Origin of the sequence: Bradyrhizobium sp. cf659, assembly GCF_900113725.1 — a bacterium.
Classification (GTDB): domain Bacteria; phylum Pseudomonadota; class Alphaproteobacteria; order Rhizobiales; family Xanthobacteraceae; genus Bradyrhizobium.
Genome location: NZ_FOQJ01000001.1, coordinates 957,079 through 978,973 on the forward strand (window position 1 = coordinate 957,079; position 21,895 = coordinate 978,973).

Annotated in this window: 26 protein-coding genes; 11 read left to right on the plus strand and 15 right to left on the minus strand. The window is 65.0% G+C overall.

What is annotated here, in order from left to right; all coding sequences use genetic code 11:
* Nucleotides 1-24 precede the first annotated feature (24 nt).
* Nucleotides 25-768, plus strand: coding sequence for a tyrosine-protein phosphatase (locus BM118_RS04775; protein WP_092182689.1), 744 nt, complete (start codon nt 25-27; stop codon nt 766-768).
* Here the strand turns inward: BM118_RS04775 and BM118_RS04780 are convergent, their stop codons facing one another.
* The gene (locus BM118_RS04780; protein ID WP_092182691.1) at nt 769-1,518 is read right to left on the minus strand and encodes an SGNH/GDSL hydrolase family protein; all 750 of its coding nucleotides are present in this window, start codon (nt 1,516-1,518) and stop codon (nt 769-771) included. It lies immediately after the preceding gene.
* Nucleotides 1,519-1,636: 118 nt separating this feature from the next.
* Here BM118_RS04780 and BM118_RS04785 point away from each other — a divergent pair, with 118 nt between their 5' ends.
* A complete protein-coding gene (locus BM118_RS04785; protein ID WP_092182693.1) occupies nt 1,637-2,317 on the plus strand; it encodes an SDR family oxidoreductase in 681 nt (226 codons plus the stop codon).
* Here BM118_RS04785 and BM118_RS04790 read toward each other — a convergent pair whose 3' ends face one another.
* Nucleotides 2,318-2,665: a GrlR family regulatory protein gene (locus BM118_RS04790; RefSeq protein ID WP_092184264.1), complete on the minus strand. Its 348-nt coding sequence runs from the start codon at nt 2,663-2,665 to the stop codon at nt 2,318-2,320.
* A gap of 127 nt (nt 2,666-2,792) precedes the next feature.
* Here BM118_RS04790 and BM118_RS04795 point away from each other — a divergent pair, with 127 nt between their 5' ends.
* On the plus strand, nt 2,793-3,479 hold the full coding sequence (locus BM118_RS04795; RefSeq protein ID WP_092182695.1) for a DUF2161 domain-containing phosphodiesterase: 687 nt from the start codon (nt 2,793-2,795) through the stop codon (nt 3,477-3,479).
* Nucleotides 3,480-3,582: 103 nt separating this feature from the next.
* Nucleotides 3,583-3,888: a hypothetical protein gene (locus BM118_RS04800; RefSeq protein WP_092182697.1), complete on the plus strand. Its 306-nt coding sequence runs from the start codon at nt 3,583-3,585 to the stop codon at nt 3,886-3,888.
* Nucleotides 3,889-3,949: 61 nt separating this feature from the next.
* Here BM118_RS04800 and BM118_RS04805 read toward each other — a convergent pair whose 3' ends face one another.
* Nucleotides 3,950-4,555 (minus strand): GNAT family N-acetyltransferase, encoded by a 606-nt coding sequence (locus BM118_RS04805; protein WP_092182699.1) that lies wholly within the window; start codon nt 4,553-4,555, stop codon nt 3,950-3,952.
* Nucleotides 4,556-4,705: 150 nt separating this feature from the next.
* Complete coding sequence (locus BM118_RS04810; RefSeq protein ID WP_092182701.1) at nt 4,706-5,107, minus strand: PaaI family thioesterase; 402 nt, start codon at nt 5,105-5,107, stop codon at nt 4,706-4,708.
* A gap of 119 nt (nt 5,108-5,226) precedes the next feature.
* Here BM118_RS04810 and BM118_RS04815 point away from each other — a divergent pair, with 119 nt between their 5' ends.
* A complete protein-coding gene (locus tag BM118_RS04815) occupies nt 5,227-6,015 on the plus strand; it encodes a cobalamin-binding protein (protein ID WP_092182703.1) in 789 nt (262 codons plus the stop codon).
* A gap of 124 nt (nt 6,016-6,139) precedes the next feature.
* On the opposite strand, the gene kynU is transcribed toward BM118_RS04815, so the two are convergent.
* From kynU to BM118_RS04845, 5 genes are all read right to left on the minus strand, one after another.
* Nucleotides 6,140-7,354 (minus strand): kynureninase, encoded by a 1,215-nt coding sequence (gene kynU / locus BM118_RS04825; RefSeq protein WP_092182707.1) that lies wholly within the window; start codon nt 7,352-7,354, stop codon nt 6,140-6,142.
* Between the two features lie 2 nt (nt 7,355-7,356).
* Nucleotides 7,357-8,196 carry a tryptophan 2,3-dioxygenase gene (gene kynA, locus BM118_RS04830; protein ID WP_092182709.1) on the minus strand — a complete coding sequence of 280 codons (840 nt, stop codon included), beginning with the start codon at nt 8,194-8,196 and terminating at the stop codon, nt 7,357-7,359.
* A 34-nt stretch (nt 8,197-8,230) separates the two neighbouring features.
* Complete coding sequence (locus tag BM118_RS04835; protein WP_092182711.1) at nt 8,231-9,040, minus strand: alpha/beta hydrolase; 810 nt, start codon at nt 9,038-9,040, stop codon at nt 8,231-8,233.
* Nucleotides 9,041-9,424: 384 nt separating this feature from the next.
* On the minus strand, nt 9,425-10,702 hold the full coding sequence (locus BM118_RS04840) for an ArgE/DapE family deacylase (RefSeq protein ID WP_092182713.1): 1,278 nt from the start codon (nt 10,700-10,702) through the stop codon (nt 9,425-9,427).
* A gap of 53 nt (nt 10,703-10,755) precedes the next feature.
* Nucleotides 10,756-11,481 (minus strand): pyridoxamine 5'-phosphate oxidase family protein, encoded by a 726-nt coding sequence (locus BM118_RS04845; protein ID WP_092182715.1) that lies wholly within the window; start codon nt 11,479-11,481, stop codon nt 10,756-10,758.
* A gap of 74 nt (nt 11,482-11,555) precedes the next feature.
* Here BM118_RS04845 and pdxR point away from each other — a divergent pair, with 74 nt between their 5' ends.
* Both pdxR and BM118_RS04855 read left to right on the plus strand, forming a co-directional pair.
* The gene (gene pdxR / locus BM118_RS04850; protein ID WP_092182717.1) at nt 11,556-13,025 is read left to right on the plus strand and encodes a MocR-like pyridoxine biosynthesis transcription factor PdxR; all 1,470 of its coding nucleotides are present in this window, start codon (nt 11,556-11,558) and stop codon (nt 13,023-13,025) included.
* Between the two features lie 67 nt (nt 13,026-13,092).
* The gene (locus tag BM118_RS04855; protein ID WP_092182719.1) at nt 13,093-13,338 is read left to right on the plus strand and encodes a DUF6719 family protein; all 246 of its coding nucleotides are present in this window, start codon (nt 13,093-13,095) and stop codon (nt 13,336-13,338) included.
* Between the two features lie 12 nt (nt 13,339-13,350).
* Here the strand turns inward: BM118_RS04855 and BM118_RS04860 are convergent, their stop codons facing one another.
* The 4 genes from BM118_RS04860 to BM118_RS04870 all read right to left on the minus strand — a co-directional run bounded on the left by BM118_RS04860 (nt 13,351) and on the right by BM118_RS04870 (nt 15,121).
* Nucleotides 13,351-13,713 (minus strand): hypothetical protein, encoded by a 363-nt coding sequence (locus BM118_RS04860; RefSeq protein ID WP_092182721.1) that lies wholly within the window; start codon nt 13,711-13,713, stop codon nt 13,351-13,353.
* A gap of 35 nt (nt 13,714-13,748) precedes the next feature.
* Complete coding sequence (locus tag BM118_RS41190) at nt 13,749-13,913, minus strand: hypothetical protein (protein ID WP_177234016.1); 165 nt, start codon at nt 13,911-13,913, stop codon at nt 13,749-13,751.
* Nucleotides 13,914-13,924: 11 nt separating this feature from the next.
* Entirely contained in the window at nt 13,925-14,167 is a 243-nt protein-coding gene (locus tag BM118_RS39955; protein ID WP_143099421.1) for a hypothetical protein, read from the minus strand.
* Nucleotides 14,168-14,572: 405 nt separating this feature from the next.
* Nucleotides 14,573-15,121 (minus strand): CreA family protein, encoded by a 549-nt coding sequence (locus BM118_RS04870; RefSeq protein ID WP_092182725.1) that lies wholly within the window; start codon nt 15,119-15,121, stop codon nt 14,573-14,575.
* 208 nt (nt 15,122-15,329) lie between these two features.
* Between BM118_RS04870 and BM118_RS04875 the strand changes: the two genes are divergently transcribed.
* The 4 genes from BM118_RS04875 (at nt 15,330) to BM118_RS04890 (ending at nt 19,452) form a co-directional block, all read left to right on the plus strand.
* Nucleotides 15,330-17,027 (plus strand): L,D-transpeptidase, encoded by a 1,698-nt coding sequence (locus BM118_RS04875; protein WP_177234018.1) that lies wholly within the window; start codon nt 15,330-15,332, stop codon nt 17,025-17,027.
* A 113-nt stretch (nt 17,028-17,140) separates the two neighbouring features.
* A complete protein-coding gene (locus BM118_RS04880; protein WP_092182729.1) occupies nt 17,141-17,710 on the plus strand; it encodes a glutathione peroxidase in 570 nt (189 codons plus the stop codon).
* Nucleotides 17,711-17,873: 163 nt separating this feature from the next.
* Nucleotides 17,874-18,893 carry a polysaccharide deacetylase family protein gene (locus BM118_RS04885; RefSeq protein ID WP_092184266.1) on the plus strand — a complete coding sequence of 340 codons (1,020 nt, stop codon included), beginning with the start codon at nt 17,874-17,876 and terminating at the stop codon, nt 18,891-18,893.
* Nucleotides 18,894-18,900: 7 nt separating this feature from the next.
* On the plus strand, nt 18,901-19,452 hold the full coding sequence (locus tag BM118_RS04890) for a dihydrofolate reductase (protein WP_177234019.1): 552 nt from the start codon (nt 18,901-18,903) through the stop codon (nt 19,450-19,452).
* Nucleotides 19,453-19,518: 66 nt separating this feature from the next.
* On the opposite strand, the gene BM118_RS04895 is transcribed toward BM118_RS04890, so the two are convergent.
* Together BM118_RS04895 and BM118_RS04900 are read right to left on the minus strand one after the other, a co-directional pair.
* The gene (locus tag BM118_RS04895; protein ID WP_244550056.1) at nt 19,519-20,811 is read right to left on the minus strand and encodes an outer membrane protein; all 1,293 of its coding nucleotides are present in this window, start codon (nt 20,809-20,811) and stop codon (nt 19,519-19,521) included.
* 336 nt (nt 20,812-21,147) lie between these two features.
* The gene (locus tag BM118_RS04900) at nt 21,148-21,600 is read right to left on the minus strand and encodes a DoxX family protein (RefSeq protein ID WP_092182733.1); all 453 of its coding nucleotides are present in this window, start codon (nt 21,598-21,600) and stop codon (nt 21,148-21,150) included.
* Nucleotides 21,601-21,895 lie beyond the last annotated feature (295 nt).

Consider the following 21,895-nt stretch of genomic DNA (forward strand, 5'->3'; position numbering starts at 1 on the left):
GGCAACATAACAAAAGCATATCCGATGTCAGACTCCCCTGCCCGCCACCTCGCCTTGCAAGGCGCCAGCAATTTCCGCGATCTCGGCGGCTATCCGACCACCCACGGCCGCACCACGCGCTGGCGGCACATCTTCCGCTCCAACCATCTCGGTCAGCTCACCGCTGATGACATCGAAATCGTCCGCGCGCTCGGCGTCAGAAGCGCGTTCGATTTTCGCGGGCTGGAGGAGCGCGCGGCCGGCGTCTGCGTCGTGAACGAGATTACCGTGCACTCGCTGCCGATCGAGCCGACCGTCGTTGCCGCGCTGCGCGCCGAACTCGCCCGGGGCACGTTGACCGCGCCGGTCGCGCTCGAGCTCATGCGCGAGTCCTACCGCAACTATGTCCGCCACAACACGCACAGCTTTCGTGCGCTGTTCGGCCATCTGCTGGAAGACCGCGCCCCGCTCGTGATCCACTGCACCGCCGGCAAGGACCGCACCGGCTTTGCCAGCGCGCTGATCCTGCATGCGCTCGGCGTTGCCGATGACATTATTGCCGAGGACTACCTCCTGACCAACCGGCACTACAGGCGCGACGCGTCAAACGCTTCCGATCTTCCCGCCGACGTGCTCGACGCGATCGGCTCCGTCGAGGCCTCGTATCTTGCGGCGGCTTTTGAAGCCGTCGGCCGCGACTATGGCGATCTCGAAACCTATTTGCGCGACGGGCTCAAGCTCGGCACAGCAGAGCGGACCGCACTGAAGGCGCGCTATCTGCAAGCGTGATCAGGACGTTGCTTTATCGAGCAACCATCTCCCCGGCGGAACAGCGTCGGTGATCGCCTGGCACAGGGCCTTGGAAACCTGGAGCGTGCTCCAGTCGCTCTGATGAAGCATGTCGGGACGATCCGTGGGATCGAGCAGTTGGTCGAATGACACGCCGTTCTGCACATGCCAATGCCGCATCAGCGCCCAGCGCTGAAACAGGTTCACCTTCGCAGCTTCTGCGATCGCGCGGATTGCCAACACTATCTTTTCCGAGAGCTCCGCCTTGTCGTCGCGGAGCATGGCAGTCACGTATTGCGGATCGACCAACACGATGTCCATCGGACGCTCACGCGACTGAAGCAATTGGTGCACCCCTTCGGTGATCGCGTCGACGACATCCTCGAACTTGTACTGATCCTTGTGAAAAACCGCGTTGGTTCCGATCTGCCAAAGCACCAGCGAGGGGCCGTCGGGAAAGATGTCGGACTTGAAGCGCTTTAGTTCTTCCGGCGCCTCCTGCCCACCCTTGCCGCGGTTTAATACGTCGATCCGCACGTTCGGTAATGGTTCGGCGTAATGCTGCCTTAGATACATCTCGAGACGATAAGGGTAAGGCACGACGTCCGCCCGCCCAGCCGTGGAGGACGACCCCATCGCCACGATACGAACCGGCTCCTGTCCACGCAGCGCGTCGAAGAAGTTTCGCAGCGGATGTTCGAGCTTGATGATGTCTTGGGGCATGTCCACTGCCGGCGGACTTTCGGACATACCGACACCCTCCTGCTATCCAAAGTTGCAGCACTCATTCAGCCTTGAAGCCGCCGCCATTGCAAGTCCAATTCGGCCCGCGCAATAGTCGGGGCAGGTTCAACCGACGGAGAGCATCGTGCAGGGAAAAGTCATTGTCGTCACCGGCGCGCTCGGCGCTCTCGGCAAAGTGGTTGCGGAGGTCGCGCAGTCTCGCGGCGCACGGATCGCCGGCATCGATTACGCGCCCTCGCAACTGTCAGCAACGCCCGGGCGCATCGAGATCGGCGGCGTCGATCTGTCCGACGCGGCGCAGGCGAAGACGGCGGTTGATGCGGCGGCGAAGCACTTCGGCCGGCTCGACGCGCTGATCAACATCGCCGGCGGCTTTGCATTCGAGACCGTCGGCGACGGCGACATCACGACGTGGCAGCGCATGTACGCACTCAACGTGCTGACCGCGCTCAACGCCTCGCGCGCGGCGCTGCCGCATCTCGCCGCGTCCAGCGCCGGCCGCATCGTCAACATCGGCGCCATGGGCGCGCTCCAGGCCGGCAATGGCATGGGCCCCTATGCGGCGTCGAAGGCCGGCGTGCATCGCCTCACCGAGGCGCTGGCGAGCGAGTGGAAGGGCAAGGTGACGGTGAACGCGGTGCTGCCGTCGATCATCGACACCAGGGCCAACCGCGCCGACATGCCGAAGGCGGACTTCGCCAAATGGGTGACGCCGCAGGAGCTTGCTGAAGTCATCCTGTTCCTCGCCAGCGACGCGGCGAGCGGCGTCACCGGCGCGCTGATCCCGGTCAGCGGGCGGGTGTGATCAATCCGGCACCAAGAGCCGCAGATCGCCCTTGAAGCGGATGCTCTGCTTGCCGGCGAGCGCGATGCCCTCGCCATAGGCGGTCTCGTCGGTATAGGTGCCGCTGAATCCGATGGTCACGACCTTGCGGCCCCACACCGGGCGCTCGTCGAACGAGGGCGAGTGCTCCTCGTTGGTCAGCTCGCCCTTCCACTTGCCGTCGGCGGAGGTGTAGCTGCCATAGGCGAAGAAGAATGAATCGCCGCCCCGCATGGTGCCGTCGCGCAGCACCATGACGCCCTGGTCGCCGCCCTGGACACCATCCAGCATCTGGATGCGGATGTGATAGAGCCCGTTCCTGATTGTCATCTGCGTCAAGCGCCCGACTGTCCCGCCCGCAGGATAGCCGGACCATCTGTTCCCGATCAAATGGCAGAGAGCCCCGAGTCCGATCCGGGCTAAACTGCCCGGAATTGATTCTCCGATCGGAACACCTGTGGAAACCGCGCTCTACCTGCCCGTCAAACGCTTCCTCGAAGAGCTCGGCTTCACGGTCAAGGGCGAGATTGGCGGCTGCGATCTCGTGGGCCTCAGCGCCGGCGACCCGCCGGTGGTGGTGATCGGCGAGCTCAAGCTCGCCTTCAATCTCGAGCTGATCCTCCAGGCGGTCGACCGCGCGCCGGCCGGCGACGAGGTCTGGATTGCCGCCAAGATGTCGATCCGCGGCAAGGGGCGCGAGAGCGATGCGCGCTATCGCAATCTCTGTCGCCGCCTCGGCTTCGGTATGCTGGGGGTCACCGACCGCGGCCAGGTCGAGGTGCTGGTGAAGCCGCCGACCGCGGCGCCGCGACGCGAGCCGAAGAAGCGCTCGCGCCTCGTTGCCGAGCATCAGCGCCGCCAGGGCGATCCGGTGCTGGGCGGCAGCACCCGCGCGCCGATCATGACCGCCTATCGGCAGCAGGCGCTGGCCTGCGCCTCGGCGCTCGCCGACGGCCCACGCCGCGTGCGCGAGCTGCGCGAGCGGTGTCCCGATGCCGGCAAGATCTTGCTTAACAATGTGTATGGCTGGTTTGAGCGCGCGGACCGGGGAATCTACGGGCTCACCGAGGCTGGACACGCCGCGCTGAAGCGCTGGCCGCAGCAACGGATCGAGGTGGGCGCAGGTGCTCTGTCACCGGCCTGACACAGGATCGATGCAAGCCGTGAATAGCTGAGATGCCACACCAAATTCATATTGCAATGCAACATAGGCGGCACTAGGTATCCCGGATCGAAACGAGGCCCACATGAGCGCAGACTGGAATACCAAGTACGGCACGCGGCGCGTGCGTCACGATCCGCCCACCCTGGACGAGGCGATCTTCGCCGCCGTCGGCATCACCGACGACCAGGAGCAGCAGGCCGAGATCGCCGCAGCTCTGATGGGGATGCCGCTCGATGTCGTGCAGGCCGAGGTGAAGAAGCTGGCCCGCACCAACAGCCGCGTCACCGCCACGCGCGTGATCGCCGGCGAACAGGGCGCACAGCGCTCCGTCGTGGTCGAACGCCGCGTCGTCCGCCGGTTCGGCACCGGCACGCGCACCGGCACCTGAACGCCTCATCCACGCCCCCCCAATACAAAAGCGGACCGGTTTTGCCGGTCCGCTTTTTGATTCAGGCGGCGCGATTGCCGTACATGCTGGAGATGATCTTCCAACAGGTCGAGTTGAAGCTGAGCAGCGCGCGCCCGGCCGTGAACGGCGCGGCGGCGAGATCGGCCAGCTCGGCTTCCGGCGTCTTGGCCAGATCGATCGTGCCGGTCGATTCGCCGTGGCGGAAGGCGAGATGCGCGCCGAACTTCCGGGCAAGCGCCCGCATCGCGTGATTCTCGGCGCCGGTGGTGATGCGCAGATGCTTGTAGCCCTTCCAGCGCGCTTCCGCGATCAGGCGGCGGAACAGCACGCTGCCGACGCCCTTGCGGCGCGCAGAGGCCTCCACGCTGAAGGCGACTTCAGGCAGCGAATCGTGCTCCGGCGGATGCAGCTCGGCCGCACCGCGGACCACGCCGTCGACGATATAGGCGACGATCACGGTGCCGTCCTCGGCACAGCGGGCGGCGTAACGCTCGATGAAGCTGTCGTCGAGAAAACCGTTGAAACGATCATGCCGGCTTTCGGCATCGAGCCTCAGCAGGTGATCGCGCAGGAGCGGCAATTCTTCCTGCTGGATCAGGGTCCGCACATAGCCCGAGGCGGTGCGGACGGTCTCTTCAAGTACCACGTCAAAACTCCTCTTGGTGTCCCTCGAGGAGGCGTTCGAATCCCTAGGACCCCTATGTTGTGCATCGCACCATAATTTTCAAGACGGGAACCTGCCCAAGTTTCGGGCATCGGGAACGACTATTTCGTTAACAAAATCAAGGCCCCGTAATCATACGAGGACCAGCTGCGTCTGCGTCACCACGGCCACCAGCTTGCCGTCCTCGGTTTCGAGCCGGGTGGTCCAGACCTGGGTGCGTCGGCCCCGGTGAACCGGGGTGGCGGTGGCGATGACCGTGGTTCCCTCCTTGGCGCCGCCGATGAAATTGGTCTTGCTCTCGAGCGTCGTCGTGCCCTTGGCATCCTCGGGCAGGTTGATCACGGTCGCCGCCGCGCCGACGGAATCGGCCAGCGCCATCACAGCGCCGCCGTGGATGGTGTTGTGGAGGGTGCAGAGATCTGGCCTGACGGTCATCCGTGCCACCACGCGGTCCTTCTCGGCCTCGACGAATTCGACGCCCTTGAGCTCGGCGAACGGCATCTTCATCGCTTTAAGTTTCTCGAGCGGCGTCATCGGATATCCTCCCAATTTGTTGTTGTCTCAGCGTGAATTGCTTCGCGCGGCAAAGCAATGACGTCCGAGGTCATGGCCATGCTGACATCGACGCCCGCATTTGTGCATATGCTGCTCCCATGCGTCACTTCCCTCCCCGCCGCATCGTCTGCCTGACCGAAGAGACGGTCGAAACGCTCTATCTGCTCGGCGAGCAGGACCGCATCGTCGGCGTCTCCGGCTACGCCGTGCGCCCGCCCCAGGTGCGGCGCGAGAAGCCACGGGTGTCGGCCTTCGTCTCGGCCGACATTCCAAAGATCCTGGCGCTGGAACCGGACCTGGCGCTCGCCTTCTCCGATCTCCAGGCCGGTATCGTCGCCGATCTCGTGCGTGCCGGCGTCGATGTCCACGTCTTCAATCAGCGCGACGTTGCGGGAATCCTGGCGATGATCCGGACGCTGGGCGCGCTGGTCGGCGCCGCCAAGCGCGCCGAGGAACTCGCCCAAGGGTTCGAACAGCGTCTCGCCGCGATCGCCGCAACGCCCCGCTCCTCGCCGCGGCCAAAGGTTTATTTCGAGGAGTGGGACGATCCGTTGATCTCCGGCATCGGCTGGGTGTCCGAGCTGATCGAGATCGCCGGGGCCGAGGATGTCTTTCCGGAGCTGCGGCATCGGCAGGCGGCGAAGGATCGTATCGTGTCGGCGGACGACGTGTGTAAGGCAGCCCCCGACGTGATCCTCGCATCATGGTGCGGCAAGAAAGTCGTGCCTGCCCGCATCCGCGCGCGCGACGGCTGGAGCGAGATTCCGGCCGTGCGCGACAACCGCATCGTCGAGATCAAGTCGCCGATCATCCTACAGCCGGGACCGGCCGCGCTGACGGATGGGCTGGATGCGATCGTGCAGGCGCTGTGGGGAGAACGCTCCTGATCTTTCCTCCGTCATTGCGAGCGAAGCAATCCAGAGCGTCTCCGCGGAGGGACTCTGGATTGCTTCGTCGCAAGGGCTCCTCGCCAAGGGCTCCTCGCAATGACGTCGAGCCAGGCGCCCTTTCTCACGTCACCGCATTCACGACCTGATATTCCGGCCGCCGCCACACCTCGCCTGCGATCACCTCCTCGATGATCTCCGCCGCCCTCATCACTTCGCTCTCGCCGATATACAACGGCGTGAGGCCGAACCGCATGATGTCGGGTGCACGGAAATCGCCGATGACGCCGCGGGCGATCAGGGCCTGCATGGCGGCGTAGCCGCCATCGAAGGCGAAGGAAACTTGCGAGCCGCGGCGCTCATGCGCACGCGGGGTCACCAGCTTCAAGGACGGGCAGCGGCGCTCGACCTCGGCGATCAGGAGGTCGCCGAGCGCCAGCGAGCGCGCGCGGACCTCGGCGATATCGACGCGGTCCCAGATGTCGAGCGAAGCCTCCAGCGCCGCCATCGCCAGCACCGGCGGGGTGCCGACACGCATGCGCTCGATGCCGCCGGCCGCGACATAGGCGAGTTCAAACGCAAACGGCTTTGCGTGGCCCATCCAGCCCGACAGCGCGGCGCGCGCGCTGTCGGCGTGGCGCGGCGCAACGTAGAGGAAGGCCGGCGCGCCGGGACCGGCGTTGATGTACTTGTAGGTGCATCCGGCGGCGAAATCGGCACCTGAGCCGGCGAGATCGACCGGCAGCGCGCCGGCCGAATGCGCGAGATCCCAGACGGTGACGATGCCGAGCGCATGGGCTTTCGCCGTCAGCTTCGCCATGTCGTGGCGGCGGCCGGTGCGGTAATCGACCTCGGTGATGTAGAGGACCGCAATCTCCTCCGACAACGCAGCCTCGATCTCCTCCGGTGCGACCAGACGCAATTGATGCCCGCGCCCGAGCGTCGCGATCAGGCCTTCGGCCATGTAGAGGTCGGTCGGGAAATTGCCGGTGTCCGACAGGACGATCTTGCGCGATGCGTTCATGTCGAGCGCAGCAGCGAGCGCCTGGTAGACCTTGAGCGACAGAGTGTCTCCGACCATCACCGAGCCGGCTTCCGCGCCGACCAGCCGGGCGATGCGGTCGCCGACATGGCGCGGCTGGGCATACCAGCCCGCGCTGTTCCAGGCCCGGATCAGCTCGTTGCCCCACTCGGTGGTGATGACGCGGTTGACGCGCTCGGCAACGCCCAGCGGCAGCGCGCCGAGTGAATTGCCGTCGAGATAGATCACGCCGTCAGGCAGATGGAACAGCGCCTTGGTGTCGTCATAGACGCGAAGCTTCGACTTGGTCATGGACATCTCTAGAGAATGGTGCGGACGCGCCAGAGCTCGGGGAACAGCTCGATCTCCAGCATGCGCTTGAGATAGCTGACGCCGCCGGTGCCGCCGGTGCCGCGCTTGAAGCCGATGACCCGCTCGACCGTCGTCACATGGTTGAAGCGCCAGCGCCGGAAATAATCCTCGAAATCGACCAGCTTCTCGGCGAGCTCGTACAGCATCCAGTGCGTCTCCGGCGCCTCATAGACGACACGCCAGGCCTGTAGTACGCCCTCGTTGAAGCTGTGGGTCTCGCGGACATCGCGCGATAGCACCGCGGCCGGCATCTTGAGCCCGTTGCGGTCGGCGAGCCGCAGCACCTCGTCATAGAGGCTCGGCGTCGCGAGCTCGGCTTCGAGCAGCTTCGTCGTCTCGACATCGTGCGCGTGCGGCTTCAGCATGGCGTGGTTGCGGTTGCCGAGCAGATACTCGATCAGCCGGTACTGGCGTGACTGGAAGCCCGAGGACTGGCCGAGCTGCGAGCGGAAGCGAGTATATTCGCTCGGCGTCATCGTGCGCAGCACGTCCCAGGCGCCGTTGAGCTGCTCGAAGATGCGCGACATCCGCGCCAGCATCTTCATCGCGGGCTGCACCTCGTCCCGGGCGATGGCACGGCGCGCGGCGCTGAGCTCGTGGATGGCGAGCCGCATCCACAGCTCGGTGGTCTGATGCTGGATGATGAACAGCATCTCGTCGTGCGCCTCCGACAGCGGATGCTGCGCGCCGAGGATCGCGTCCAGCGCCAGATAATCGCCATAGGACATGCGCCGGGCGAAGTCGGTCTCGGCGCCTTCGTTTGCAGGATCGTAATCGCTGGACGTCATGGCTGGCCCTCTCGATCGATCATACCCGGCCTGCTCAGTCGAGGCCGATCAGGCGCGCGGTGATCTGCGACGACGGATCCTTGAGCCCGTCGATCACGGTGAAATGGTTCAGCGCCGGCTCGACGACGAGGCGCGTCGGCACGTCGAAGCCGGTCCAGACATTGGCCATCAGGTCGGACTGGCGGATGAATTCGGGCCGCTCGCCGCCGCCGACCCAGGCGGTCACGGGCGAATGCCCACGCGGCAGATGCAGCGCCGCGCTTTCGAGCGTCGCCTCCTCCATGGTCATGCGTAGCGTCTCGTTCATCTTCGTCTTGAGCAGCGGCCGCAGGTCGTGCAGGCCGCTGATCGAGAGCGTGCCGGCAATGCGGCTGTAGACGGCGGGCTCCAGCCGGCTGTCATCGCACAGCATGCGCGTGACGAGATGACCGCCGGCCGAATGCCCGGCGAGGTGAATCGGACCTGCGACAAGCGAGGCCGCTTTCGCGAGCGCGGCGGTGATCTCAGCGGTGATGTCGGATATGCGCGCAGCCGGCGTCAACGTATAGCTCGGCAGCGCCACGGTCCAGCCATGGTGCCGCGCGCCTTCGGCAAGATCGGTCCAGGTCGACTTGTCGAAGCGCATCCAGTAGCCGCCATGGACGAAGACGACGAGGCCCTTGCTGTCGCCGTCGGGCAGGACCAGGTCGAAGCGCTGGCGTTCACCGGTGCCATAGGCGATGTCGGCGCGAAAATCCTTCAGTCCGGCGCGGTAGGCCGCCGCCCGCTCCGCCCACTGCGCCGGCATCTTGTCCGAGCCCGGGATATGGGCCGAATTGGCGTAAGCGTCATCCCAATCGCGCATCGTTATTCCCTCGGCGGACTCAAGGCCTTGCGATCCGCCTTCGCCCTTCGGGTGCGGCGGACAAATCAGGCGCCAGTCTGCCACCGGGAACGGCCGCGTCCTAGTCTTTATTTTAAGCTTAAAGTATTCGGGAGAGCCGGTGGATTGGGCAGCGGGCCGGCACGATATTTCCCCTCACCCTGAGGAGCCGCGCAACGGCGTCTCGAAGGGCGAGGCCACCGGCGGGACCTTCATCCTTCGAGGCGCGCGTTCCGCGCTCCTCGGGACGAGGGGCTGGCAACACACTCCGTCATTGCGAGCGCAGCGAAGCAATCCAGAATCTTTCCGCCGGGGCAGTCTGGATTGCTTCGTCGCAAGAGCTCCTCGCAATGACGGTCGAGAGACCTACGCCTTCTCCACCCCGCACCACTCCGCGACGAACAGAGCCATCGCCTTGGTCGTCTTCTTCAGCGAGTCCAGATCGACGTATTCGTTGAAGCCGTGCATCTCGCCGCCGCTGGCGCCGAAGCAGAGGCTCGGGATACCGTGGTTGAGGCCGTAGAAGCGGGTGTCGGTGAGCGCGGTGAAGACGAGGTCCTCGACGGTGCCGCCATAGACCTTGTTGAAGGCCTTGCCGAATGCGGCCTCGGGCGCTGCCGCGTCGGTCAGCTCATAGCCCTCCGACAGGAAGCCGGACCATTCGACCTCCGGCGGGTTGTTGGCCAGGAAGCGGTGATTGCGCGAGGCGGCAGCGACGCAGGCCAGGATCTCCTTCTGGTGATCGGCCACCGACCAGCCCGGAAGGATCGCGATGCGGCAGTCGACGTCGCACCAGGCCGGCACGCTGGAGGCCCAATCGCCGCCCTTGATGATGCCGGGGTTGAAGTTGATGGGATGGTTGAGCGCCTTGAAATGGCGATCGGCCTTCGCCCGCTCGTTCCATTCGATCTCGAGCTTTTGCAGGGCCTGGACGAGATGATAGGCCGCCATGATCGCATTGGAGCCGGAGCCGGCGAACGCGACATGGGTCGGATGGCCCTTCACGCGCAAACGAAACCAGATCACGCCGACCTGCGAGCGCACCATCTTGCCGCCGGTCGGCTCCGGGATGAAGCAGGCGTCCGCGCGGTAGCCGCGCTGGAGCGTCGAGAGCGCGCCGACGCCGGTGCTCTCCTCCTCGATGACGGACTGGAAGTGAATGCGCCCCGTCGGCTTGAGACCCGCGGCCTTGATCGCATCCAGCGCATAGAGCGCGCCGATCGTGCCCGACTTCATGTCGCAGGCGCCGCGGCCGAACATCTTGCCGTCCTTGATGACGGGCGAGAATGGCGGCGTGTCCCACAATTCCAGCGGGCCCGCCGGGACCACGTCGCAGTGGCCCTGGAGGATCAGCGATTTGCCGCCATTGGTTTGCGGACGGTAGGTGCCCACCACAGAGCGCGCCCTGGAGAAATCATGCTCGATCGGACCGAAGCCGCGCAGATCCTTCAAATCGTCGACATTGATGTGCCAATCGTCGACCTCGTAGCCGCGCGCGCGCAGGAGGTCGCCGATCATGTCCTGGCACGGCCCCTCGGCCCCGCGGGTCGAGGGGATCGCAACGAAATCGCGGGTGGTCGCAAGCTGGGCTTCGAAGCCGGCATCGACGGCGTCAAGAATCCTCTGCTGCGTTTCGGCATTCATCAGGCAACTCCAGGCATTCGAATGGTCCCAAGGAGCGCGCAAGCTAGCCGATTTCAGCCGTTCGGGTACTCCACAAAATATGCATCCCGCAATGCATCTTCGAGCAGTCGGCCTTCCGAATAGCCATTGAGCGTGGCAGGGCGCGTCACGCCGTCGAGCAGGCGCGGGCACGGCTCCGGCGCGCCGAGCACGGTGCGCACGGGAATGCGCTCGGCGTAGATCGGCAACGCATAGTCCTCGTCGTCATCGGCGACGCCCTTGGCGCGGATCTTGGCCGAGGCCTCCTCGATCTCCATGGCAATGAAGGAGGTCGCCTTGATCTCCTGCGTGCTGCTCGCCCGCAGGCTCGCGGTGCGGTCCGGGAAAAAGCGGTCGACCATGGCGATCACCGCCCGCTCCTTCTCCTCGGGGTCGGTGACGAGATAGGCCGTACCGAACGCCATCACCGCGCGATAGTCGGCGGAGTGGTTGAAGCCGCAGCGCGCCAGAACGAGGCTGTCGAGATGGGCGACCGTGAGGCAGACGCGCTCGCCCCTGGTCTGGTTGCGCAGCATGCGGCTGGCGCTCGAGCCGTGCCAGTAGAGCTTCGTCCCCTCGCGCCAGAAGAAGGTCGGCGTGCAATAGGGCTGCCCGTCGATCACGTAGGAGACGTGGCAGAGCATCGAGGAATCCAGGATGCGATGAACCGTGTCGTGATCGTAGAAGCCGCGGTCGTGACGGCGCTTCACCTGGTTGCGCGCGGACGTCGGATAGGAATTTGAAGTCTCGGTCTGGCTCACGGCCGCTCCTGTCGGATTGGAACAATTCCAGAGCAGTTGTAGCGGCCGATTTGGTCTGCGATAGTGCCAATTCCATGCAAAAAATTCCGACCAATTCCCCCTCGCCCGCCAAGACCGAACTGCCGCTCGACCTCACGGGGGCGCACATCACGGCCGGCGCGTCCGCGGCGCACCGGCTGTATCAGGCACTGTGCGAGATGATCGTCTCAGGCCTCGTCAAGCCCGGCGAGCCGCTGCCGCCCTCGCGGACGCTGGCGCGGCAAACAGGCTTCCGCCGCAACGCCGTCGTCACCGCCTATGAACGCCTGATCGCCGACGGCTTTGCGGACGCCACCGTCGGCTCCGGCACTTTCGTCGCCGCACGCATCCCATCACGCGCGGCCGAGCCGAAGAAGCCGAAGGTGACTGTCGAAGCGCCGCGGCAAGGCGCGTTCGCGCTCGGCTGCACCCATATCGACGAGCGCGCCGTGCAGCGCTTCCGCGCCTTTGTCGGCCGGCGCATGCGCGCGTTCGGGGCCGAGCATCTGCATTATGGAGATCCGCGCGGCAGCCGCGAGCTGCGTGCAGCGATCGCCGATCATCTGTTGTCGGCGCGCGGCCTGCGCTGCGACCCCGACCAGATCATGCTGACGTCAGGCACGCTGCACGCGTTGCGCATCGTGCTGAGTGCGATCCTGAAGCCGGGCGACCAGGTCTGGTGCGAGGACCCAGGTTACCCCGCCGCACGCAAGACCATCGCGCATTGCGGCTATCGCGCCGTGGCCGTCCCCGTCGACGAGCACGGGATGCGTATCGCCAGGGGCCGCATGGCGGCGCCGTCCGCGCGCGCGGCCTATGTGACGCCGTCGCACCAGTTTCCACTGGGCGTGCAGATGTCGATGCCGCGTCGGCTCGAGCTGCTCGACTGGGCCAGGCAGGCCGGCGCCTTCGTGCTGGAGGACGATTACGACAGCGAGTTCCGCTACGACGGCGCGCCGCTGATGTCGCTGGCCGGCATCGATCATCTCCAGCGCGTGATCTACATGGGCACGTTCGCCAAGACGCTGTTTCCGGGCCTGCGCATCGGTTATTGCGCGCTGCCCGAGCGCCTAATCGCCGACGTGACGGCCGCGCGCGCCGCGCTCGACCGCTTTCCCGGCACTCTGATGGAAGGCGCGGTGGCCGACATGCTCAACTCCGGCGCTTTTGCCGCAAACCTGAAGCGGGTGCGAAAGCTCTATCGCGAGGCACGCGACACGCTGGCCGGGACGCTGGAGGCCAGATCCGACGGTGTGCTGTCCGTGCCGGTGCCGTCGCAGGGCCTGCATCTTGTTGCAAGGTTCGATCCGTCGGTCGATCTGTCAGTCGCGGCAGAGGCGAAGCAGGCTGCCGGCGCGGAAGGCTGGCTGTTGGCCGACACCTATTCGCGCACACGCCCCCTGCCCGGCTTCGTGCTCGGATTTTCGGGGTATGCAGTTCCGAAGCTCGTGGCGTCCGCGGAACGGCTCGCGCGGGAATCACGTGCGGCGTTGCGCGTGAACGGCAGATCGGCCCGGCGAGCGTGACGAAGCTTCGCTATCAGAATCGCCGACCGATCCCTACATTGCGGCATCGATTCCGGGAGCCCTCATCATGTCACTCCGCCGCGCAGCCTGCCTCTCGCTCCTGATCGCCATCGCGCTCGTCTCGACGGCACGCGCAGGCACCGTCGGGCGCGAGCAGGACATCGTGGATCTCAAACTTGGCCAGCGTGTGCTGGTGGATGACGGAACCTGCCCGGCCGGACAGGTGAAGGAAGTGCGCGGCGCGAAGATGACCGACAAGGGGATCGCGCGCACGAGTTCCTGCGTGCCGCGGCACGGTCCAAAATCGAAATGATGATCTGAGAGGCTACTTCGCCGGATCGAACATGCACTGCAAGGTGGGCTTGGCGATCTTGGTGAAGGTCGGGCCGATCTCGCTCTGCTTGGACGTCGGCACCCAATCGGTCTCGATCGTCGGCACGCCGGTTTCGGTGATGCCTCGCAGCAGCGCCTCGCGCAGATCGCGGTCCTCGACGACGGCGGCGGCATGGTCATGCAGACAACCGCAAACTTCCTCCGGATGCTCCCAGCGCCCGAGCATGCGCGGCGCGCACTGACGTACGAATTCGCTGCGAGGGTCAGGGATCCTGGAGGGCGCGCGCACCTGCGCCTGCACGGACGTGATGGTCACAAGGGAGACGAGCGCTGCGGCGCAAAAACGAAGGAACATGATGGCCTTTGCCGGCTGATTTTTCTTGTTGGCGATCAGAAGCGCGCGGCGACCACGATCGGCTGCGGTGCCGGGGTGATGACCGGCGAGCCGCTGTACTGGAACGTGCCGATACCGGGCAGATTGCCGTCGGGCGCGCCCGCGAACGAGGAACCGGCGAGGACGAAACCGAAAGCAAGGATAAAGCTGAGTGTGCGCATGGTCTTGTCCCTCAATTCCGTCGCCGGCCGTGCGCCGTCGTCGTTGTGAAGCTGATAACCATGGGTGGTTTCGCGCGTGATGCGCCAAAGGCTGAAAATGGTTTCATCTCCGTGAGAATTGTTTCGTCCGGTCCGATGCGACGAAACAATTCTCGGAAAATGCCAATCATTTCAGTCAGGTTGCACTGCAGCTCAAAGTAGCCTGGCAAGTCCTTGTTCCAGCGTGGACATGCGCCGGGCACGGCCGCCGTCATGCGCACGCCTTGCGCGCTTCACACGCGTTTTACGTTTTTCTGCTGAAGAGAAGCCAAACGAAGGTTGGGCCCTGTCGAACCGGGGGCGCTTCGGCCGCGACCCAAGCCATCGAAACCGAGACGCCCGGATCACCGGGCGCGATCACGTGAGGGATGGCCATCATGATGGCGCAAGATCGCGCTACGAGGCGCGAAGCGGACCAGCGGACGGACCGCGAAGATCAACGACCTGTTCGCAGCCCTGCCACTTCGCCAGGCGAAATGGTGCTGCAATCGAGCCGCGGCTTTGAAGCCGCGCCGCAGATGTTCGTGCGGCTGACCGGCTCGCATCTCGCAAAACCGCGCGTCAGCCGCGCTGCCGTCACCGAGTGAACGCAAACGCGTCACTGAGTGAACGCAGCGGCGTCACTGAGTGAAGAACTCGCCGCACTTCTGGACGTTGGCGTCCGCCGGTCCCCACGGCATGATCGGCACGGTCGAGGTCGAGTTCTTCGGCGAACCCTCGATCAGCTTGTCCGAATAGACCATGTAGACCAGGACGTTGCGCTTGGCGTCACAGCCGCGCACGATCTGCATCTTCTTGAAGAACAGCGAGCGGCGCTGGCGGAACATGTCGTCGCCCTGCTCCATCTTGTTCTTGAACTTGATCGGACCGACCTGGCGGCAGGCGAGCGAGATGTCCGAGACCTCCTCGGCAAGGCCGAGCCAGCCCTTGAAACCACCCTTCTCCGGCACGGTGAAATGACAGGCGACGCCCTCCACCTCGGGATCGTCGAGACCGTAGGTCGCGAGCTTGTCGTTAGGGCTGACCCATTTGAAGACGGTCGAGCGGCGGAAGATCAGATCCGGCTCGTCGGCAGCCAGGGCGGAAGCCACCGGCACGACCAGAGCCAGGAGGAATAAAGCAAGGCCTTTCAAGCGGATGCCGGAAAGACCGGGGAAACGAGATGACATGAAGTTCTCCGGTAACGAGTGCCCGCAATGTAGGGACGCGACGGCCGGACAGGAAGGCGACGGACAAGCCGCCGCGGCCGCCGTTTACCGCTCCGTGAGGCTTTTTTGCTACGTCTTGGACAAATGTAGCTGATGGCAGAACCGCCTTGGTGGTGAACGCGTATCCCCTCTGCGAGACTAATGTCTGATTTGGATTATGGATTCGAGGATGAATAGCGTGAACGGGTCCGGTTCTGCTGCAAAGCCGGTGCGGCTGTGGCAGGTCGCCATTGTGGCGGCGGCGGGTGCAATCGGTACGGCAAGCCAGGCGGAAGCAGCATTTTACTACTGGACGGATTATTCCGACGGGTCCTACGTCTCCCGGCAGGATCGGCATCCCGAAGTCGCACGCCAGAAGCCGCAGAAGCGCGGTGCGGCCGGCAAGAACGTGGTTGCCGAGAAGGAGGTCGGCGCCAAGCCGCAAGGGCCGCTCGTCATCGTCGTCTCGATCGACCGGCAGAAGGTGACGGTCTACGACACCAACGGTATGTTCGCGGAATCCCCGGTGTCGACAGGCATGAAGGGCCACTCGACGCCGATGGGTGTGTTCAGCGTCATCCAGAAGCACAAATTCCACCACTCCAACATCTATAGCGGCGCGCCGATGCCGTACATGCAGCGGATCACCTGGTCCGGTGTCGCCATGCATGCCGGCGTGCTGCCGGGTTATCCCGCCTCGCATGGCTGCATCCGCATGCCGATGGCGTTCGCGGTGAAGATGTGGAATTGGACCAAGATGGGCGCGCGCGTGATCGTCACGCCCGGCCAGATGTCACCGCAAAACTTCTCGCATCCTCTGCTCGCCTCGCTGCGCGTGCCGCCGCAGCCTGCGGCCAGCGTCGAGCCTCAGACCAACACCGGCGACAAGGCCGACAAGGGCGCGGCACAAGCCAAGACCACTGAAGCCAAACCGCTCGAGACCAGGACCGCCAGCGCCGACAGCGTGCTCGAGCTGCGCTCGTCGGTCGGCCACACCGTGATGTCGGACATGACGACGGGCAATGCGCCGGCCCGTGAGGAAGCGGCCGCACCGGCCGACAAGGTTGAAGCGCCAGCCCTGCCCGAGACGAAGACCGCCGAAGCGTCTGACGCGGCCAGGCTGCAATCGGGAGAAGCCGCCAGGCCGGCGAACGCTGATGCGAAGCCGACCGATTCCGCGGAAGCGCCCAAGGCAACCACGGCGACCACGGCCACCGACGACAAGCCCGCCGCCAAAGTCGGGGCCGCCAAGACCGAACCGGCAGATTCGCCGAAGTCCGAGCCCGCAAAGACGCCCGCCAAGACTGAAGCGGCCGACACCGCCAAGAAGCCTGACGCAGCCGTGACGGCTACGGCGCCCGCGCCGGACGCCAAGAAGGACGAGAGCCGCGCTGCCGATCCCGCGCCCGCTGCGAAGCCGGAGGCGCCCAAGCGGGCCGGCCAGATCGCGGTCTTCATCAGCCGCAAGGATTCCAAGCTCTACGTGCGGCAGAATTTCGCGCCGCTGTTCGAGGTGCCGGTCACGATCGCCGCCAGCGACCGGCCGCTCGGCACGCATGTCTTCACCGCCGAAGTGGACAAGACCGACGCCAATGCATTGCATTGGTCGGTGGTGTCGCTGCCCGTCTCTGCTCGCTCCGCCGCGCGCGACGATGACAGCCGCGTGACGCGCCGCCAGCGTGGCGCCGCCGTGATTCCCGTCGCCGCAAAGCCGGTGATTACGCCGGACAGCCCGGCCGAGGCACTCGACCGCATCGCGATCCCCGCCGACACCATCGCGAAGATCAACGAGATGCTGACCTCTGGCGGCTCGATCATCGTCTCCGACCAGGGCATCAACCAGGGCGAGACCGGCGAAGGCACCGATTTCATCGTCCGCCTTTACTAGGGCGCTTTCGAGCGAAGTGGCTGCCGGTTCGCGTCAAGATAACGCGGTGTTGACGAGGCCGATCGCAGCGGCGGAGTAACATGCGCCCCGGATCATTTCGGGGGGATGCCGTCATGATGAACCGCAGGACCATGCTCATCGCCGCGCTTGCAGGCGCCGTCGCGCCGGTGACGCGCGCGTTCGCCGATGGCGGCATGAGCCGGATCTCGGCCTACGCCTTCTCCTTCCCGGCATTGTCCGGCGACGACATCCGCCTCGCCGCGTTCACCGGCAAGCCTCTGCTGGTGGTCAACACGGCCTCGCTCTGCGGCTACACTCCGCAATATGCAGGCCTGCAAGAGCTCTGGACCGAGTTTCGCGAGCGCGGACTCACCGTGATCGGCGTGCCCTCCAACGATTTCGGCGGCCAGGAGCCGGGCGGAACGAGCGAGATCACGGAAACCGCGCACCACCAATACGGCGTTACCTTCCCGATCACGGCCAAGGCCGTGGTGGTCGGCGCCAAGGCGCATCCGTTCTACAAATGGGCGGCCGAAGCGAGGCCGAAGGATGTTCCCCGCTGGAACTTCCACAAATACCTGATCGGGCGTGACGGCTATATCGCCGAGGTGTTTGCCTCCGCCGTTGAGCCGACCGATACGCGGGTCAAGACAGCGGTTGCCAAGACGCTGGCCAACAGTTGACGCAACGCGCTCCATCCGGTTGGGCACAATTGTGGCGGGATACCAAACAGCCGTTGCAATGGCGAGGGCCCACCATCTAGGCTAGGATCGTTTGGGGCAGGATGGTTTTGCCGGAGGCGAAAAGCTACGGCGGAACAACGGGATCAATCTCGAGGACAACACCATGCGTGTGGCGGCAGGACTGATTTTAGCGAGCGCGATGTCTTTGGCAATGACCGGCGCGGCATGGTCGCAGACCCCGGCCGCGAAGCCCGCAGCCGCAACGGGTGCCGCACCAGCGGCGACGCCGGCCGCTGCAGCGCCCGCCGCAGCACCGGCTCCCGCAGCGGCTGCGGCGCCGGCGGGCTTCGTCAATCCGCCGCCTCCCAAACAGGCGCCGCAGCCCGCGCGCGCGGCCTGCAACACGCCGGGCGCGCTCGGGGTCGCCCGCACCGTCGAGATCGACACGACAGGCGGTCCAGGCTTCGGCTTCGAGCACTTCAAGGAGCTCGACTTCCTGCGCGACAAAGAGGTGGTGTTGACCTTCGACGACGGCCCCTGGCCGAAGAACACGCCCGCGGTGCTGAAGGCGCTCGCCGATGAATGCACCACCGGCATCTTCTTCTCGATCGGCAAGCACGCCACCTACGAGCCGGAGATCCTCAAGCAGGTCTACGCGGCCGGCCACACCGTGGGCACCCACACCTGGTCGCATGCCAATCTCAACAACAAGAAGCTCACGGAAGCACAGCGCAAGGAAGAGATCGAGAAGGGCCTTTCCGCGGCGAAGTGGGCGCTCGGCGGCATCTCGCCCTCGCCGTTCTTCCGCTTCCCGGCGCTCCAGCATCCGCCGGAGATGGTCACCTATCTCGGCAATCGCAACACGGCGATCTTCTCCTGCGACATCGACTCGTTCGACTTCAAGGCCTCCAAGCCCGAGAAGGTGGTCGAGACCGTGATGAAGAAGCTCGACGGCAAGGGCAAGGGCATCGTCCTGATGCACGACTTCCAAAAGCACACCGCGGAAGCCCTGCCCGAGCTGCTCAAGCGCCTGAAGGCCGGCGGCTATAAGGTGGTGGCGATGCGCGCCAAGTTCCCGGCCTCGACGCTGCCCGAATACGACCAGGAGCTGCTCAAGGACGTCAAGCTGCCGACGGTGAGCCAGCGCCCGGTCAATTCCGTGGTGACGACCGTTTCCGAATAGCCGGCAATTGACCTTTCGTATCGAAGGCTACGTCATCGTCTCCGCGGACGGCATGCTCGCCGATCCGTCGCACATCATGCCTGAGACGTTGAAATTCGAGGGCGACAAGCTGTTCTTCGAGCAGGCGCTCGATCGCGCCGCGCTGATCGTGCATGGCCGCCGCTCGCACGAGCTGCAGCCGAATTCGCCAAAGCGCAGGCGGCTGATCCTGACCCGCAAGATCAAGGCGCTCACCGTCGATCCCGAGATGCCGAACGCGACGCTATGGAATCCGGATCACGCGAGTTTCGAAGAGGCCTGCGCCTTCGCCGACGTGGCTTCCGGCACCGTTGCGATCATCGGCGGCCCCGTCGTGTTCGACATGTTCATGGACCGTTACGACACGTTCTGGCTGTCGGAGGCCCCGCATGTGCGGCTGCCCGGCGGCGAAGGATGTTTTGTCGGCGTGCCCGAGCGGACGCCGCACGAGGTGCTGGCGTCACACGGGATGAAGCCGGGCACGCCGTATCTGCTCGACGCCGCGCATGACGTCACCGTCACGCCGTGGCGCAGGGTGTAATCCACCTCTTCTCGCGCCGCTGTCGGTAGGAGTGGTGGGCGCTGACGCTAACCCAGCGTGCGGGACCTACGGGGTCGGCAAGTGATAGGCCAGCACACCGCGCAACGTGTGCACTGTGCCGCCTGCGCTCAGGCTGGTCATGAAATCAGACGCCAGATCGTCCCGCGCGCCGAGATGCGTGACGCGATATTCGGCCCGAGCCGAGATCGTGTCGCTGAAGAAGCGCTCGAAGCCGCCGCCGAACGTCGCGCCGTGATATTCCCGCGTCGGTGCGGTGCCGGGAAATCCGAGGAAATTGTACGAAATCGACTGCGCGGTCGTTCCGCTGTAGCCGCCGAGCAGATAGACGAGCGTCTCCGGCGCCACGAGATAGCCGACGCGTCCGCCGACGGTCCAACCCCACTTCACCGCAGCGAGATCCGACGAGATCGCGACACCAGCTCCTCCGGCCGATGCAGTCACCTTGGCACCGCCGTTCGTCCCGGCATCGATCAGCCCGAATGCGCCGACAACCCATCTCGGCGCGATCTGGCGATCGTAGCCGATCGTGAAGGTGCCGCCGACATCGGCGCCGCCGAGACCGGACGCGTTGAAATCCAGCACGCCGGCGAACGAGCCCGCAACATGGGGCGTGATGACATCACCGCCGATGCCCGCACCGACGTAGACGCCCGTCCATGTGGGAGTCAGCGCCGGCGTCGGCGATGCAGTCACTGGTCCGCCGAACTGGCCGAAGCGATAGGCCGCGCCGATCCTGACCACATGCTCGGAGAGGTCAGTGGTCCAGACCGCGCCGAGTGGATCGACAGTCGTATTACGGCCAAGCGCGACGTAGCGGTATTCGCCGCGCAGCGAGACGTTGTTGGCGAGGCGATATTCCGCGCCGGCGCCGACCGTGTAACCGTGCGACGTCAGCGCCGATTCCTGCACCGTGAACGAGGGGCCTCCGCCGAGGATCACGTAGTTGAGGTTCCAGTTGTTGATCCGCATCTCGCTATAGCCGGCGAGGCCATAGAGCAGGATATCGGGCGTCACCAGAAATCCCGCACGGCCGCCGATCGTCCAGCCCTGGTCCAACGACGGCAGCGCAGCGCTCAGGCTCTGGCCAAAAAAAGTGCTCGTCGCACTGGCCGTCGTTCTCTGACGCGACCAGTCGTAATCGACGAAGCCGCCGACCACGAATCGCGGCGCAACCTGGACGTCAAACCCGGCGAAAGCAGACAGCCCGAGATCGGCGCCCTGCAAGCCGTCGAGATTGAACAAGTCCGGGCCGCCGCCAACCGGTGTCAGGTTTGACCGGCCGGTCGCGAAGTCGAAGCCGAGTCCAGCGCCGATGTAGAATTGGGTCCAGTTCGCCACGGGCGCAGCTAGCGGCCGCGCCTTTACGGGAAGATCGGCCGCGGAAGATTGCACAACGGCAAACGTCGGAACCAACGTTACACACAGAGCCGCAGCCGCACGCGCAGCCACCCGTCGCCTCGAATGAACCAAGTCCGCCCCCAATCGCCCCGAACCGCGCCGGCCTATTCAACCGGACGACCGGTAGTATTCGGCTCAAACACAGTCCGGCAAGTCGGGACATGCGCGCACTCCATCGCGGCCACGATTTTGTGGAAGCGCTGTGATCTCAAAGCCATGATGTGTGAACGAGGGTTCACGCGAGCGGCACGCGAAGCCGCTCTGGAAGCCCGGCAGCTACACGTCCCCGTACGCCGCTTCGGCCGGTCGCGTGGTGCGACCGTAGCCGATGATCATGCAGAGCGCCCCGATGATCGAGAGATTCTTCAGCGCGTCGACCAGCATCTTGGCGTTGTCGGGCGGCGCCAGATTCCAGAAATCGTAGAACAGCACGGTCGCGACCGCGACGTAGATGATCAGCAGCATCGCAAAGAACCGCACGCCGAAATTCAGCGCGATCATCAAGCCGGCGACGATCTCGAGCGTGCCGACCGCGATCGCCAGCAGCTGCGGCGTCGTCATGGCCGTCGCCGTCTCGATCTGCTTGGCGTAAGGCGCGACGATTTCAGGCACCACGACCTTGGTGGCAATGAAATCGGCGGTCGCCTGGATGGCGAACAGCTTTGTTGCGCCCGTGTAGATGAACAGCACGGCGAACAGAATTCGCCCGAAAGTCACGAACGCTGGCATGATCGGCCTCTTGGCTCAGGCTTTCTAAAATCGGAACCTGGACGAAAGTCCCGAGCGATTATGAAGAGTCGTTCGCCGGTTTACAAACGGGGAAATGGAGAACTGCGAGTAATTCAAAGCTGGCCGCGCGCCATTCGTTGGCGCTCCCTAGCGGAAGCCAACCGAGGGCGGCGCGATTGGCCACAACGATCTCGACGTCATGGCCGGGCTTGACCCGGCCATCCACGACTTAGCTCGCCGTACAAAGAACGTGGATGCCCGGGACAAGCCCGGGCATGACGAGTTCGCGGAACGT